Source organism: Pseudomonas sp. MPFS (genome assembly GCF_022537035.1).
GTDB lineage: Bacteria > Pseudomonadota > Gammaproteobacteria > Pseudomonadales > Pseudomonadaceae > Aquipseudomonas > Aquipseudomonas sessilinigenes.
In genome coordinates this window covers 2,875,722-2,889,682 of record NZ_CP066123.1, presented here as the reverse complement: position 1 = coordinate 2,889,682, position 13,961 = coordinate 2,875,722, and the positions used below count along the sequence as shown (strand labels likewise).

The 13,961-nt window shown below is 64.1% G+C and carries 15 protein-coding genes; 7 read left to right on the top strand and 8 right to left on the bottom strand.

What is annotated here, in order from left to right; translation table 11 throughout:
* Window positions 1-135 precede the first annotated feature (135 nt).
* The 5 genes from nudK to I9018_RS13660 all read right to left on the bottom strand — a co-directional run bounded on the left by nudK (window position 136) and on the right by I9018_RS13660 (window position 3,853).
* Window positions 136-1,092 (bottom strand): GDP-mannose pyrophosphatase NudK, encoded by a 957-nt coding sequence (gene nudK / locus I9018_RS13680; protein ID WP_241109771.1) that lies wholly within the window; start codon window positions 1,090-1,092, stop codon window positions 136-138.
* A complete protein-coding gene (locus I9018_RS13675; protein WP_241109770.1) occupies window positions 1,089-2,075 on the bottom strand; it encodes an SMI1/KNR4 family protein in 987 nt (328 codons plus the stop codon). The genes nudK and I9018_RS13675 overlap by 4 nt, the downstream gene beginning before the upstream one ends.
* Before the next feature lie 67 nt (window positions 2,076-2,142).
* Window positions 2,143-2,454, bottom strand: coding sequence for an AzlD domain-containing protein (locus I9018_RS13670; RefSeq protein WP_177409136.1), 312 nt, complete (start codon window positions 2,452-2,454; stop codon window positions 2,143-2,145).
* Window positions 2,454-3,152, bottom strand: coding sequence for an AzlC family ABC transporter permease (locus I9018_RS13665; protein WP_022644076.1), 699 nt, complete (start codon window positions 3,150-3,152; stop codon window positions 2,454-2,456). The genes I9018_RS13670 and I9018_RS13665 overlap by 1 nt, the downstream gene beginning before the upstream one ends.
* Window positions 3,153-3,235: 83 nt before the next feature.
* Window positions 3,236-3,853 carry a TetR/AcrR family transcriptional regulator gene (locus I9018_RS13660; RefSeq protein WP_241109769.1) on the bottom strand — a complete coding sequence of 206 codons (618 nt, stop codon included), beginning with the start codon at window positions 3,851-3,853 and terminating at the stop codon, window positions 3,236-3,238.
* A gap of 306 nt (window positions 3,854-4,159) precedes the next feature.
* Between I9018_RS13660 and I9018_RS13655 the strand changes: the two genes are divergently transcribed.
* Window positions 4,160-4,600, top strand: coding sequence for a hotdog fold domain-containing protein (locus I9018_RS13655; protein WP_068586723.1), 441 nt, complete (start codon window positions 4,160-4,162; stop codon window positions 4,598-4,600).
* 58 nt (window positions 4,601-4,658) lie between these two features.
* Here I9018_RS13655 and fabV read toward each other — a convergent pair whose 3' ends face one another.
* Window positions 4,659-5,855, bottom strand: a complete 1,197-nt coding sequence (fabV, locus tag I9018_RS13650) for an enoyl-ACP reductase FabV (RefSeq protein WP_124346661.1) — start codon at window positions 5,853-5,855, stop codon at window positions 4,659-4,661.
* A gap of 209 nt (window positions 5,856-6,064) precedes the next feature.
* Window positions 6,065-7,096, bottom strand: a complete 1,032-nt coding sequence (locus I9018_RS13645) for a lysozyme inhibitor LprI family protein (protein WP_241109768.1) — start codon at window positions 7,094-7,096, stop codon at window positions 6,065-6,067.
* A gap of 184 nt (window positions 7,097-7,280) precedes the next feature.
* Between I9018_RS13645 and I9018_RS13640 the strand changes: the two genes are divergently transcribed.
* Together I9018_RS13640 and I9018_RS13635 are read left to right on the top strand one after the other, a co-directional pair.
* On the top strand, window positions 7,281-8,018 hold the full coding sequence (locus I9018_RS13640; RefSeq protein ID WP_241109767.1) for a transporter substrate-binding domain-containing protein: 738 nt from the start codon (window positions 7,281-7,283) through the stop codon (window positions 8,016-8,018).
* 152 nt (window positions 8,019-8,170) lie between these two features.
* Entirely contained in the window at window positions 8,171-8,440 is a 270-nt protein-coding gene (locus I9018_RS13635) for a zinc ribbon-containing protein (RefSeq protein WP_241109766.1), read from the top strand.
* Between the two features lie 15 nt (window positions 8,441-8,455).
* Here I9018_RS13635 and otnI read toward each other — a convergent pair whose 3' ends face one another.
* Window positions 8,456-9,238: a 2-oxo-tetronate isomerase gene (otnI, locus tag I9018_RS13630; protein ID WP_241109765.1), complete on the bottom strand. Its 783-nt coding sequence runs from the start codon at window positions 9,236-9,238 to the stop codon at window positions 8,456-8,458.
* A gap of 348 nt (window positions 9,239-9,586) precedes the next feature.
* Between otnI and I9018_RS13625 the strand changes: the two genes are divergently transcribed.
* From I9018_RS13625 to I9018_RS13610, 4 genes are all read left to right on the top strand, one after another.
* Window positions 9,587-9,937 carry a hypothetical protein gene (locus I9018_RS13625; protein WP_068586709.1) on the top strand — a complete coding sequence of 117 codons (351 nt, stop codon included), beginning with the start codon at window positions 9,587-9,589 and terminating at the stop codon, window positions 9,935-9,937.
* A gap of 411 nt (window positions 9,938-10,348) precedes the next feature.
* Window positions 10,349-10,633 (top strand): hypothetical protein, encoded by a 285-nt coding sequence (locus tag I9018_RS13620; protein ID WP_031321607.1) that lies wholly within the window; start codon window positions 10,349-10,351, stop codon window positions 10,631-10,633.
* Window positions 10,634-10,923: 290 nt separating this feature from the next.
* A complete protein-coding gene (mgtA, locus tag I9018_RS13615; RefSeq protein ID WP_241109764.1) occupies window positions 10,924-13,635 on the top strand; it encodes a magnesium-translocating P-type ATPase in 2,712 nt (903 codons plus the stop codon).
* Between the two features lie 125 nt (window positions 13,636-13,760).
* Window positions 13,761-13,961 (top strand): hypothetical protein, encoded by a 201-nt coding sequence (locus I9018_RS13610; protein ID WP_241109763.1) that lies wholly within the window; start codon window positions 13,761-13,763, stop codon window positions 13,959-13,961.

The following is a 13,961-nucleotide window of genomic DNA, read 5'->3' as shown; positions in this document are numbered from 1 at the left end:
AGACGATAGACAGTATTTTCCCGCCAGGCGTTGGCAACGCACCACACCGATGACATGACCCGACGGCAGAAATGCCCGCGGTACCCGGTCTCGCCCCGGGTACGCACCGGCTTGGTGGCCTGGCGGCCGCGGCACTCAGGCCGGGGATGGGGTGGCCAGTACCGGCAGTTGTTCCACCCCGTGATAGATGGCCAGGCCCTGGCGTCGGGCCTGCTCGAGCATGGCGTCGCAGCCGGCCGATGGCCCGCCAATCCGCAGCACCGCATCGCAGCGCTGCAACAGGCGTTCGGCGTAGGCATGGAACCGCGCCTGGTAGATCTCATCGCCCACTGCCGTGGAGCCGGCCAGGCGCGTCATGGGCAGGGCCACCCATTCCCCCAGCAGCGGAAAATGCCCGGCGGCCAGCACCTGCGCCGCACACTGCTCCATGGCCTCGACGTTGCGCGCCAGCAGCGCCGGGTCATCACCGGTGCCGGAACGGTAAGGACCGGCCACCAGCACCATCAGGCTGCGGGGCTTGAGCACATGCAACTGCAAGTACTGCAGGAGCATGATGGTCTTGCCGTCGGCGATTTCCCCGCTGTGGATCATGCCCAGGGCCTGGTCGATATCCAGTTCCAGGACCTCGATGTCCTCGCCTTCGTGCTCCAGGCCGCCGCCGTCGTCGATCCGGTCCTCGGCCTGGTAGCGGGCGATGAAGAAATGCACGCGCTCGGTCACCGAGCCGGGGCTCATGAAGGCGTCGAAGACCTTCTGCACCTCGCCGACCCGGTAGCCGGTTTCCTCCTCGGCTTCCTGGCGGATGCGCACCTCGGGGCTGGCGTTGTCCAGCAGCCCGGCGGCGGTCTCGATCAGGTAGCCGTCATGATCGTTGACATAGGCCGGCATGCGGAACTGCCGGGTCAGCAGCACCGTGCGCCGCTCCAGGTTGTACAGCAAGATGGTGGCGCCGTTGCCGCGGTCATAGACCTCGCGGGTCTGGGCCTGCCAGTTGCCGTCGCGGCGACGCAGCTCGAAGCTGTATTTCTTCAGCACATACCAGTTGTCGGAGAGGGTCTGCTCGCCGGTGATGCGGATCGGGGCCTCGCTCATGGCTGCTCCTGGAGTACCAGTGGGGTGGCGGGAAAGCCAGCCAATTGATCGAGCAGGTGCTGGCGGTATTCGGCGCTGAAGGCAAAACCGCCACCGACCTGGAGCAACTGGCCGCCGGCCATCCGTGCCCGCCACCAGTCGTTGATGAAGTCGGGGGCGTAGCCACCGCTGCCGAAGCCCTTGGCGAAGGCGATCATCTCGCGGTAGTCCTGCAGGTACTGCTGCTTGCCAATGACCCCGTGGCGTTCCTGGTACAGCCAGAACTGCAGGTCATACAGCAGTTGCGACAGCGGGTCGGCATGCAGGGCGAAGTAGCGCTTGTCCTGGACGATGCCCAGGGCGATGTGGCGGATGCGCAGGCCCAGGTCCGGCACCTGGGCGAAGTGTTCCAGCAGCTCGGCCAGCATCGGCGAGAACTCGGCGTTGGCCACCTTGTCCAGGTCATCCAGGTAGTCCTGCTCGGAGGTGTCGTAGACCTCCCAGGACACCAGGCCACGGACGAAGGTCTCGAAGTCCGGGGCCAGGACGGTCACCTCGTAGTCGCCCTCCTGGTCCACGTGCACCACTCGCGGCTCACCTTGCGGCCCGCACTCGCTGTAGTCCAGGGCCACCATGTCGTGCCCGGCGGACGGGCAGTCGCAGATGTAGATCCCCAGGTCCGGATAACCCCAGTCCTCGATCATGAAACGGCTGCCGGAGGGTCCGCCCAGACTGTCGCCACCCTCGCGGGAGATGGCCAGGAACGAGTCGATCGCACAATGATCCTCGGCCCAGGAGGTGCCCTGCTCCACCGGGAAACAGGTGAGCTCGGGCCGCCCGCCATTGCGCAGGCGCATGAAGGCCACATAGGAATCGGGGAAGCGGTAGCCCAGTTCCTCTTGCAGTTCGGCGATCAGCTGGTCGCTGGGAGGTGGCAGGCGCTTGGCAGGATCATCCTGGCCCCAGAACTGGTCCAGGTCGATGTCATGGGGAAATTCGCTCATCCAGTGCTTCCGTTGCGGTGGGTGGGCCGCCTGGGCCCAAAGGTGCCCAGGCTACCGCAATCGGCCGCTACAGCCACCAGCGCAGGAGAAAAAAGAAACCCATGCTCAACAGCATGCTGAGCAAGGTGTTGCGGGTGTAGATCACCAGCACGATGGCCACCAGGGAGCTCGGCAGGTAGGGGTTGTCCAGCCGCAGGTTCAACTGGTGCTCGGGCATGAACACGATCGGCCCGCAGATCGCGGTGAGCATGCCCGGCACGGCGAAACCGAGGAACTGCCGCGCATTGCTGCTCAAGCGCAGCGGCAGGCGCGGTTCGAGGAACACGTAGCGGTTGAGGAAGACCAGCAGGCCCATGCCGAAAATCACTGCCCAGACCATCATGCGCGCCCCCGATACAGCTTGTTGCAGACAAAACCCGCGGTCATGCCCGCCAGGCCCGAGATCACCAGGGCCGAGCCCCACTGCCAGTAGCTCAACAGCACCGAGCAGAACAACGACACCGCGACGCAGACCACGGTCGGCACATTGCGCACCAGGGGGGTGATCAAGGCGATGAAGGTGGCGGCGATGGAGAAGTCCAGCCCCAGGTGTTCAAGCCCCGGGATGCTCTTGCCGAGCACGATGCCCAGCAGGGTGAACAGGTTCCAGGCCACGTAGAAGGTCAGGCCCACGCCCAGGGCATACCAGCGGTCGAACTGCTGCTTGTCGTGGGCGCTGGTGAGGGCGAACAGCTCGTCGGTGAGCAGAAAGCCCAGGCCCAGGCGCCAGCGCCCCGGCAACGGCGCGATCACCGACCGCATGCTCATGCCATACAGCAGGTGCTGGGAGGTGAGCAGCAAGGTGGTCAGCAGGATCGAGAAGATCCCCGCCCCGCCCTTGAGCATGCCGATGGCCACCAGCTGCGCGGCACCGGCGAACACGATGCCCGACAGGCCCTGGGCCTGCAACGGCGAAAGATTGGCCTCGATGGCCATGGAACCGGCCAGCAAGCCCCAGGGCGCGGTGGCCAGGGACAAGGGCACGATGGCAATGGCGCCGCGGATAAAGGCGGCGCGCGGTAGAAGAACGCTGGACATGGAACCCCGCACGCAAATGATGGACCCGGACTGTGCCAGCTGCTGCCGGTCCTGGCTTGAACAATCTTGCGCACTTGCACCTGCTACAGGCCGGCGATGGAGCGCCAGGCCGCGGCGGCCAAGTGCTCGCGGTACTCACGGGGACGCCCCTGGACCCGCCCGGACAACCAGGCCCGGCAATAGCTCTCGGCCTGGCCGATGATCAAGGACGGTAGCAGTTCGGCCGGGATGGCCGGCAAGGTGTCCGACGCCGAGCGGGCCTTGAGCCACTCCAGCAAGCTGCGGTTGCGCGTGCGGTTGCGCTCGGCCAACTCCTGGCTGAAGGGCCCGCGGGTCACGGCAAAGCGTGCATGGAACTGGAACCGCGCCCACTCCGGCTGGGCGTCGACCCAATCCACATAGCTGTGCACCAGGGCCTGGACGCCCTGCTCCAGGGTCTGCGCCTGGGCCAGGTAGCTGTCGCGCAATTGCGCCTGGTCGTCCAGGGCGGTGAAGAACAGCGCGGCGACCAGGCCTTCCTTGTTAGTGAAGTGGTGATAGATGGCGCCGACGCTGGTCTCGCATTCGGCACGAATCATCTCGATGGTAGTGGCCTCCAGGCCCAGCCGGTTAAAGCAGCCCAGGGCCTGCTGGAGGATGGTGCGCTTGAGTTCGGCGCGACGGCCCGGGTAGCAGCGTTCCAGCAGATCGGTATCCGGCATGGGGGATCTGGCTCCTTGCAGGGTCAATGGATGGGCAGGCACGAGCCTAACAGGCCGTTTGAAAACTACCTGCGTTGCCTTCGCTGCGTTGAAAACAAGCTGGTGCGCCAGCCCGGTCAAAATGCTCATTTACCACTCGTAAACTGCGCTTTTCGCCTGTTTTTGCCTTGCGCTGACTGCCTCGCCTACGTTGTTCAACGGCCTGCCAAGGCCCATAGCTTGACAGGTTTTCTTTTTACCGAATATTGTTCTTTTACAGAATATTATTCTGTAAACCCTGTTCCCCTACCACAGCGAGGCATTTCCATGAGCCAGGTTCTGAGCATGTTCAACGCCGCCGGGGCGGAAAAATTCACCCAGATGGCCTGCCAGATGGCGCCCTACTTCTCCAGCATCACGCCCTTGATCGATGAGTTGCAGGCTGGCCACTGCCAGGTGCGGGTACCGTTTCGCCGGGAAATCACCAACCACCTGGGCACCGTGCACGCCATCGCCCTGTGCAATGCCGCCGAACTGGCGGCCGGGGTCATGACCGATGTGTCGATTCCCGCCGGTGCGCGGTGGATTCCCAAGGGCATGACCGTGGCCTACCTGGCCAAGGCCAAGGGCGATATCCGGGCAGTGGCCGACGGCAGCGCGGTGGACTGGTCCAGCGCCGGGGACAAGGTGGTGGCGGTGACGGCCTTCGATGGCCAGGAGCAAGCGGTGTTCACCGCGCAGATCACCATGAACGTGAAGCTGGCCTGAGCCATGAACGACAACGCCCCTCACGATGGAGGGGCGTTGGGTCACGCGGGCAGTGCGGTTACAGCTGGACCAGCTTGTCGATCTTCACGTCCGGATCGACATCGGCTTCGTAGTCGACACCGTCGATCTCGAAACCGAACAGGCGCAGGAACTCCTGCTTGTAGCCGGCGAAGTCGGTCAGCTGGTATAGGTTCTCGCTGGTGACTTCGTCCCACAGCTGCTTCACGCGGTCCTGGACCTCAGGTTGCAGCTCCTTGTAGTCGGCGCGCAGGCGGCCTTCTTCGTCGATGATCGGGTTCGGGTTGTACAGGCTGTCCTTGTACAGGCCGTAGACCTGCTCGATGCAACCTTCGTGGCTGCCCTGCTCCTTCATTACCTTGAACAGCAACGACAGGTACAGCGGCATGATCGGGATCGCCGAGCTGGCCTGGGTCACCACGGCCTTGAGCACCGATACCCGGGCATCGCCGCCCAGGTCCGAGAGTTCCTTGCGAATGCCGATGACCTTCTGGTCCAGGTCCTTCTTGGCTTCGCCGATGGAGCCGTTCCAGTAGATGTCGTGGGTCAGCTTCTCGCCCAGGTAGGTGAAGGCGGTGGTCTTGGCGCCTTCGGCCAGGACGCCGGCTTCGTGCAGGGCATCGATCCACATCTGCCAGTCTTCGCCACCCATGACCGCCACGGTGCCGTCGATCTCTTCCTGGGTCGCTGGTTGCAGGGTGGTTTCCTTGACGATTTCCTTGTCGGTGTCGACACCGCGCAGGGTCACGGACTTGCCCAGGGGCTTGAGGGTCGAGCTCAGCACTTCACCGGTCTTGGGGTGGGTGCGGCGCGGGGCGGCCAGGCTGTAGACCACCAGGTCGATCTTGCCCAGGTCGCGCTTGATGGTCTCGATGGTTTCGGCCTTGACCGCATCGGAGAAGGCGTCGCCGTTGATGCTCTTGGCGTACAGGCCCTTTTCTTCGGCGAACTTGTGGAACGCCGCGCTGTTGTACCAGCCGGCGGTGCCCAGCTTGCCGTCGACGCTGCCGCGCTCGAAGAACACGCCCAGGGTATTGGCGCCACAGCCGAAGGCTGCAGTGATCCGCGCAGCCAGGCCGTAGCCGGTGGAAGCGCCGAGGACCAGTACGTTCTTCGGCCCTGCGTCGATGGCGCCCTGCTGGGTGACGTAATCGATCTGTTGCTTGACGTTGGCCTCACAGCCGACCGGGTGGGTCGTCACACAGATAAAGCCGCGAACGCGGGGTTTGATGACCATACAGATTCTCCCAATTTCAAATGTGCCAGGCGCCGATGACGGCGGCGGCAGTGTCACTTGCACAAGTCGTAGACGCTCTCGCGGGCTTCGCGTCACCAACCGCTGGAATTTGTCCGCCAGGACCGGGTGTCCCGCCTGCCAGGGGCGAGACTCTAGCAGTTGCGCGAACAGGCTTCAGCATCCCCGCGCGTAAATTCCAGGGCGCCGGGTCAGGGCATCATGTCCAGCGCCAGGCGCTTGTCCTTGGTGCGTTCTTCGTACCACGCCTGCACCACGTCCGGCAGGCTGTGCTTCCACTCAGGCTCGGTGGTGTAGTAACGCACCCGTACCTCATCCTTGGGCCCCACCACCGCCAGCAGCGCGACCCACAGTTGTCCCTGAGCTCCGCGCACGAAAATCGCCGCATTGGTATTGGCCAGCCCCTGCAGCCACATATCGGTAACCTCGGCGCCCTTGAGCTCGGCCGAGGTGTCCTGGGAGAACACCGAGCCGCTGTCGAGCAGGGTCTGGTAGTCCTTTTGCAGCAGTTTCCGGGCTCGCTGGTCCTCCTCCTCGGTACGCACCAGCGCGGTAGACAGCAAATCGTACTGATTCTCCAGGATCTGCTGGGAGGCCACGTAGAGCCCGTCGTAATACACCCCCGAACCGGCACCGCAGGCATAGGGGTCGCCCTCCTGGGTCACTTGCAACAGGCCGTTGCGTGGGGTGAAGCGCAACGTGCAGCCCTCGACGCCGTAGCGCGCTTCACCGTCCTTGAGCTGCAGCGTGCCTGCGAGCGCACCGGAATTGGCGCCACCCATGGCCGACAGGTCGAAGCTCAGACGGTCTTCGCCGGCGCGGCGGATCACCAGCTCACCGCCGTAGAACGGGCTGACCGAGACCCGCTGCCAGGTGCCCTGCCAATTGAACGGAATATTCACATAGCGCAGTACCATCAGGCGGCTCAGGTACTGGCTGCGCAGGCAGCCCAGGTCGGCCTGACACTGGTCGCGCTGCTTGAGCCATTCCCGCTGGCCCAGGCGCAGCGCCTTGGGGTCCTTGGCCTCGCCCAGGGTCGCCGTCCAGGCCTTGCCCAGCCGGCTGTCCAGCTTGGCGGTGTATGCGTCGGCGCAGATGGCCTTTTCACTGGCGCTGGCGGCCTTGGCGCAATCGAAACTGCTGGCTTGCACGCCCTGGGAACAGGCCAGGACGGCGAACAGCAAGCCAGAGGCTCGCAAGGGACGAACAAGGGGAGCGAACATGGGTCGATTCCATTCTGAAAAGGCGGCGCAAGAATAACTGCAGTGGCGTGTTTTCAGCGATATCCCGACGAAAAAAGCCCCGGGCATCGCCCTCTGAAGCCAGGCCCAGGGCCGGCAGCGTTTATCGCGACAGGCGGCAACCAGTCGTACTAAGCTCTGCGTTTTGAAACTCCAAGGGCACTGCATGAAATGGATGCTGCAGGCACTGTTGCCGCTATTGAGCCTTGCGGCCCACGCTGGCGAGCTGCGCATGCTGACCGACAACCACCCACCGCTGCACTTCCAGCAGGGCGAGCACATGGCAGGTTTCGCCGTCGATGTGGTGCAGGCCCTGGCGCAACGCAGTGGCGACCCTGTCCAGATCCAGCAACGGCCGATGCTGCGGGCCCTGCGCGATGCCAGCGAGGAAGCCGATACCGCGGTGTTCACCATCCTGCGCACCGCCGAGCGCGAAACCCGCTACCAGTGGGTCGGGCCCTTGATGCAGACCGAGACCGCGCTCTACAGCCGCAGCAGCGACACCACGCCAGTGGCCGACCTGCAGCAGACCCAGGGCCAGATCGCCGTACCGCGCAAGTGGCTGGTCTACAGCTTCCTCCGGCAACAGGGCCTGGCCAACCTGTGGGGCGTGGACAGCCCGGAAATCATGATGCGCCTGCTGCAGGTCGGCCGCGTGCAGTACGTGGTCGCCGACACCATGAGCGTCGGCACCTTCGCCGCCGAGCAAGGCATGGGGCTGGAACAGCTGCGCTACCAGATCCCGCTGATGCACCAGGATGCCTATATCGCCTTCTCGCCCAAGGTCGACCCGGCCCAGGTCGCCCGCTGGCAGCAGGCCCTGGAGGCGATGGAACGCGATGGCAGCTTGCAACGGCTCAAGCAGCGCTGGAAGATCGACCGCCCACGCACATCGACCGATTGAACCGAGCATGACCGGCCTCTATCAGTACCACCCCATGCCCCACCAACACTGCTTGCGGCACGGCTCTTTGCGGCTCAACAGCCGCCAGGCCCGGAAGCCATTGACCCATTTGCTCAAGCCACTGCCCGGAGCGTCCTACCGAGGAACCATCGATGCCCACCTTCACCCCTGCCCGCGCCCTTCACCGCCTGAACTGCACCGGCTGCGGCTGGACCCTGGCGATCCTCGGGCAGCACGAACAGCCCCTGCAAAAGTGCCCCTGGTGCGGCTGCAACGAGTTCAGCGCAGAACAGCCCACCCGCAGCGGCGCCGGGCAAGTGCTGGAATGCCCGCGCCACGGCCCGGTGGTGGTGCAGGTCCTGGACGCGAACATCCACAGCGATGACTTCCTGGACAACCTGTACTGCCCCTTCTGCCCCTAGCCCAGGGCCATCGCATCAACGCGCCTGCCAGTCCCGCAGCCATTGCAGGCCGGCGCTGGTGTCGCCCCGGGGCCGGTACTCGCAACCGACCCAGCCGGCATAACCCAGCTCATCCAGCCACTGGAACAGGTAGGGGTAATGCAACTCCCCCAGATCCGGTTCATGGCGCTGCGGCACCCCGGCGACCTGGATATGGCCGATGCCCGCCAGGTCGCGGCGCAACTTGGTGGCCACGTCACCCTCGACGATCTGGCAGTGGTAGCAGTCGAACTGCACCTTGAGGTTGTCGACCCCTACTTCGCGGCAGATGGCCTGGGCCTGGTCCTGGCGGGTGAGGAAAAACCCCGGCATGTCCCGGGTGTTGATCGGCTCCACCAATACCGTGATGCCCGCCTCGGCGGCCCGGGCGCAGGCATGGGCCAGGTTCTCCAGGTAGACCCCATGGTGCCGGGCCCGCTCGCCTTCGTCGGCCAGCAGCCCGGCCATCACATGGATGCGTGCATTACCCAGCACCGCGGCGTACTCCAGGGCCCGGGCGAACCCTGCGCGAAACTCCTGCTCGCGCCCGGGCAGCGAGGCCGTGCCGCGCTCCCCTGCCGCCCAGTCTCCCGGTGGTGCGTTGAACAGCACTTGCTGCAGGCCATGGTCGTCCAGGCGCTGCCTGAGTTCCTCGGCGCGATGCTCATAGGGAAACAGGTATTCCACGGCGGCAAAACCATCGGCGGCGGCTGCAGCGAAGCGATCGAGAAAGGCGTGTTGCGGATAGAGCATGCTGAGGTTGGCGGCGAAGCGAGGCATGGCGACTCCAGGGACCCGAGAGCAGACGACAATCAGTGGCGCAGGGTAATACAACAGTCATAGATCGCCACAAGGTAATGGCCGGACACTGGCTCTTCATACCGCTCGTCCCCTTCTGCCATCGCTGGCCGCACCGCTGGTCGGAAGCCCCGGGGCACTGGTCGGCTGGCTGCTACAAACATTCACAGCCCTGACTTGGATCAGCATCGCCAGCGGAGCACTGGCCGAGGCTGGATGCACGAGGGCTGCTGACTGGTGGTAGTGCCCTTCATCGCAACTCCGTTGACGCTCCCGGTGACGGCGAGCTCAATGGCCTGTCTGGTTATGCTTGGATAAGGATGATTCAACATGGCAAAGATCGAGGTTTTATCGGGTGATTTCCTGCAAGGCACCGGTGAATACCGGCACGGTACCTTCAGGCTCAAGACCGTGCTCAACAGTGCCGGGGTCGACGTCAAGGCATCGGCGTTCAAGTCCCTGGAAATCGCCAGCGAAAGCCCTGTGACCAACCGCGACGCACTGGGCTACGGCCTGGCCGGCGCCATGCTGTTGGGCCCGGTGGGGGCGCTGGCCGGCTACCTGATCGCGGGCACGGAAAACGAGGTGACCTTCATCGGCACCTTCAAGGATGGCCGGCAATTGATGGCCGCCACTGACAGTGCCACCTACAAGGATATTTCCCAGCACCTGCTCAATTGAGGTCCTGGCAACTTCGTAACTATTGAGTGCCCATGATGTTATTCGATCATGGGCACTTTTTATTTACCGTCCAACTTACACAAGCAACTTTACAAGTTAGTTGTTCCCTGCCTGAACCTCAGCTGAAAAAAACATCATCGATCATTGATTTCCGAGCAATTTGAACTTGACTCATCCCAGCGCCCTGAGTAAATTGCGCGGGCCGGTCAAACCGGCCTTTTTTCCAACTCACCAAAGAAGCCAATGGACACAGTATCTAGACGCTGTCTGGTCGCGGCCCTCGGGCACCGCCAGGCACTTAACCCTGAACAAGACGGGACTCGACTCCACGGTCGGGTGAGCTGCGCTAGAGCTTGACGCTCCAACGTAACTTGCCTCCTCCGGAGCCAGTCCGGTCGCGAGGCAACTGTTATGACCTTCACTTCCTCTGTAATGCCCGGTGTCCGCGCCTTTGCCGCGACCATGCGGGTCAAGCTGCGCCCTGAGCCCAAGGCCCAGGCCCGCTCGCCTTTCTCTCGCACCACAGCTGCCTGCGCCACGCACCTGCGGGCCAACTGGCGTGTCTGCCCCACCAGCGGCCAACTGCAACAACGCTGGAGCTTCGACGACAGCCAGGACCCGCAGAGTCGGGGCGCGGCCTGGCTCTTCACCCAGGCTGCCTTGATCCTTGGCCTGTATCTCGGGGCTCGCACCTAAGTTCCAGGCGACAATAACTTTCGTTATTCAAAGACGAATTCCTTATATAGGAACTTGTCGGCACCCTATCGCCTTAAAGTTAATAAACATGCCGGAGAAAGTTATGGAAGAGGCCAGTAGTAGGTTCGCTGTCCATGCAACTTCATTGTGTGGGCAGCGAACGTTAAATCCTGAAAGACGCCCAGATCAAAATCGATCGCCAACCTGCGGTTCGACATACTTTCGCTCGCCTTTGATTAGTTGAGTGGCTCGTGTGTCGCGCCGTCAGCAAGCGGCAGGAGCACACACCCATGACTGTAAAAATCGCAACTTCCCGCAACCACAACGCCACCGGCGACCAGCACAAGCTGTCGATGCGCGCCGCCCGTGAAGCCCAGAACGGCCTGGCCGTGACCCTGGCCAATGTCAAGTCCAGCACCGCCGGTCTCACCGAACTGGACGCCGAAGGCCGCCTGCAACGGGACGGCCACAACGAGGTCGCCCACGACCGTCCGCCGCACGCCCTGGTGCAACTGCTGCAAGCCTTCAACAACCCCTTCATCTATGTGCTGATGACCCTGACCGGTATCAGTTTCTTCACCGACTTCTGGCTGCCGCTGCAGGCCGGCGAAGAAACCGATCTCACCGGGGTCATCATCGTCCTGGTGATGGTCCTGGCCAGCGGCCTGATGCGCTTCTGGCAGGAGCACCGCTCGGCCAAGGCCGCCGAGGCCCTCAAGGCCATGGTCCGCACCACCGCCGCGGTCCTGCGGCGCGAGCAGATGGGCATGCAGGCCCGGATACGCGAAGTACCGATGCGCGAACTGGTGGTGGGCGACATCATCCAGCTTTCGGCGGGCGACATGATCCCTGCCGATATCCGCCTGATCGAATCCCGCGACCTGTTCATCAGCCAGGCGGTGCTCACCGGCGAAGCCTTGCCGGTGGAGAAGTACGACACCCTGGGCGCTGTCCAGGAGAAATCCGCCAAGGCCCAGGCCGCCGACCAGCAAGACCTGCTGGATTTGCCCAACATCTGCTTCATGGGCACCAACGTGGTCAGCGGCACCGCCACCGCCGTGGTGGTGGCCACCGGCGCGCGTACCTACTTCGGCTCCCTGGCCCGTTCCATCGTCGGCTCGCGCTCGCAAACCGCCTTCGACCGCGGGGTCAACAGCGTCAGCTGGCTGCTGATCCGCTTCATGCTGGTGATGGTGCCGGTGGTGCTTCTGATCAACGGCTTCACCAAGGGCGACTGGGCCGATGCCTTCATGTTCGCCCTGGCGGTGGCCGTCGGCCTGACCCCGGAAATGCTGCCGATGATCGTCAGCGCCAACCTGGCCAAGGGCGCCGCGGCCATGGCCAAGCGCAAGGTGGTGGTCAAGCGCCTCAACGCGATCCAGAACTTCGGCGCCATGGACGTGCTCTGCACCGACAAGACCGGCACCCTGACCCAGGACCGGATCATCCTCGAGCACCACGTGGGCATCGACGGCCAACGCTGCGACCAGGTACTGCAACTGGCCTGGCTCAACAGCTACCACCAGAGCGGCATGAAGAACCTGATGGACCGCGCGGTGGTGGCCTTCGCCGAGGAGAACCCGCGCTTCACCCCGCCCGCCGCCTGGCGCAAGATCGATGAGTTGCCGTTCGACTTCGTGCGCCGGCGCCTGTCGGTGATCCTCGCTGACGCCCATGGCCAGCACCTCCTGGTGTGCAAGGGCGCGGTGGAGGAAATGCTCGAGACCGCCACCCGGGTCCGCCAGGACGGCGTTGCCGTGGCCCTGGACGCCGAGCGTCGGGCACAACTGCTGGCCCTGGCCGAACGCTACAACCGCGATGGCTTTCGCGTGTTGCTGGTGGGCACCCGGGAGCTGCCCAAAGGCCAGACCCGCAGCCAGTACAGCGCCAGCGATGAGCGCGAGCTGGTGATCGAAGGCTGCCTGACCTTCCTCGATCCGCCCAAGGAAACCGCCGGCCCGGCCATCGCCGCCCTGCGCGACAACGGCGTGGCGGTCAAGGTACTGACCGGCGACAACCCTATCGTCACCGCCAAGATCTGCCGTGAGGTCGGCCTGGAAGCCGGCGAGCCACTGCTGGGCCGCGACATCGAGCACATGGACGATGAAGTCCTGGGCCGGCTGGTGGAAGAACGCACGGTGTTCGCCAAGCTGACCCCGCTGCAGAAGTCGCGGGTGCTCAAGGCCCTGCAGGCCAACGGCCACACCGTGGGCTTCCTCGGCGACGGGATCAACGACGCCCCGGCCCTGCGCGATGCCGACGTCGGCATCTCGGTGGACAGCGGCACCGACATCGCCAAGGAATCGGCGGACATCATCCTCCTGGAAAAGAGCCTGATGGTGCTCGAGGAAGGGGTGATCAAGGGCCGCGAGACCTTCGGCAACATCATGAAGTACCTGAACATGACCGCCAGTTCCAACTTCGGCAACGTGTTCTCGGTACTGGTGGCCAGTGCCTTCATCCCGTTCCTGCCGATGCTGGCGATCCACCTGCTGCTGCAGAACCTGATGTACGACTTCTCCCAGCTGGCCCTGCCCTGGGACAAGATGGACAAGGAGTACCTGGCCAAGCCGCGCAAGTGGGACGCCAACAACATCGGGCGCTTCATGATCTGGATCGGGCCGACCTCGTCGATCTTCGACATCACCACCTTCGCCCTGATGTGGTACGTGTTCGCCGCCAACAGCGTGGAGATGGCGGCGCTGTTCCAGTCCGGCTGGTTCATCGAGGGGCTGCTGTCCCAGACCCTGGTGGTGCACATGCTGCGCACCCGCAAGATCCCGTTCATCCAGAGCACCGCGGCCTTGCCGGTGATGCTGGCTACTGGACTGGTGATGGCGCTGGGGATCTACGTGCCCTTCTCGCCCCTGGGCAGCATGGTCGGCCTGGTGCCGCTGCCGTGGGAGTACTTCCCTTGGCTAGTGGGCACCCTGCTCAGCTACTGCGTGGTCGCCCAGACCATGAAGACCCTGTACATCCGCCGCTTCAAGCAGTGGTTCTAAGGGCCTGAAACGTGGCGCGGCCGCCCGCCGGCGGTCGCTTGCGATCATCCACCCCACTGCTGCCACCGTCGGCGCGGCCCGCGCCGTGCCGACGCCGACAGCGCTCGTCCCAAAGGAGCGTCGCCATGTACCTCAAGCCTTTTTCTTCGTTGCAACGCGGCTTCAAGGCCTTGCTGGTCTGCGCCTTGTGCGCCTGTGCCCGGCTGCTCGCCCGCCTGGGTTGCCGTCTCTATGTGCGGGGCCTGTTGAGCGCCGTGGAAATGCGTTTCGTGCTGGATTTGAGCGCCGCCATCAACCGCGCCTCGCTGCGCCTGGCGATCGCCTGA

Excerpts from the sequence above, each read along its gene's own strand:
- nudK (WP_241109771.1), bottom strand. The coding sequence starts at position 1,092 with ATGAGCGAGGCCCCGATCCGCATCACCGGCGAGCAGACCCTCTCCGAC.
- I9018_RS13675 (WP_241109770.1), bottom strand. The coding sequence starts at position 2,075 with ATGAGCGAATTTCCCCATGACATCGACCTGGACCAGTTCTGGGGCCAG.
- I9018_RS13670 (WP_177409136.1), bottom strand. The coding sequence starts at position 2,454 with ATGGTCTGGGCAGTGATTTTCGGCATGGGCCTGCTGGTCTTCCTCAAC.
- I9018_RS13665 (WP_022644076.1), bottom strand. The coding sequence starts at position 3,152 with ATGTCCAGCGTTCTTCTACCGCGCGCCGCCTTTATCCGCGGCGCCATT.
- I9018_RS13660 (WP_241109769.1), bottom strand. The coding sequence starts at position 3,853 with ATGCCGGATACCGATCTGCTGGAACGCTGCTACCCGGGCCGTCGCGCC.
- I9018_RS13655 (WP_068586723.1), top strand. The coding sequence starts at position 4,160 with ATGAGCCAGGTTCTGAGCATGTTCAACGCCGCCGGGGCGGAAAAATTC.
- fabV (WP_124346661.1), bottom strand. The coding sequence starts at position 5,855 with ATGGTCATCAAACCCCGCGTTCGCGGCTTTATCTGTGTGACGACCCAC.
- I9018_RS13645 (WP_241109768.1), bottom strand. The coding sequence starts at position 7,096 with ATGTTCGCTCCCCTTGTTCGTCCCTTGCGAGCCTCTGGCTTGCTGTTC.
- I9018_RS13640 (WP_241109767.1), top strand. The coding sequence starts at position 7,281 with ATGAAATGGATGCTGCAGGCACTGTTGCCGCTATTGAGCCTTGCGGCC.
- I9018_RS13635 (WP_241109766.1), top strand. The coding sequence starts at position 8,171 with ATGCCCACCTTCACCCCTGCCCGCGCCCTTCACCGCCTGAACTGCACC.
- otnI (WP_241109765.1), bottom strand. The coding sequence starts at position 9,238 with ATGCCTCGCTTCGCCGCCAACCTCAGCATGCTCTATCCGCAACACGCC.
- I9018_RS13625 (WP_068586709.1), top strand. The coding sequence starts at position 9,587 with ATGGCAAAGATCGAGGTTTTATCGGGTGATTTCCTGCAAGGCACCGGT.
- I9018_RS13620 (WP_031321607.1), top strand. The coding sequence starts at position 10,349 with ATGACCTTCACTTCCTCTGTAATGCCCGGTGTCCGCGCCTTTGCCGCG.
- mgtA (WP_241109764.1), top strand. The coding sequence starts at position 10,924 with ATGACTGTAAAAATCGCAACTTCCCGCAACCACAACGCCACCGGCGAC.
- I9018_RS13610 (WP_241109763.1), top strand. The coding sequence starts at position 13,761 with ATGTACCTCAAGCCTTTTTCTTCGTTGCAACGCGGCTTCAAGGCCTTG.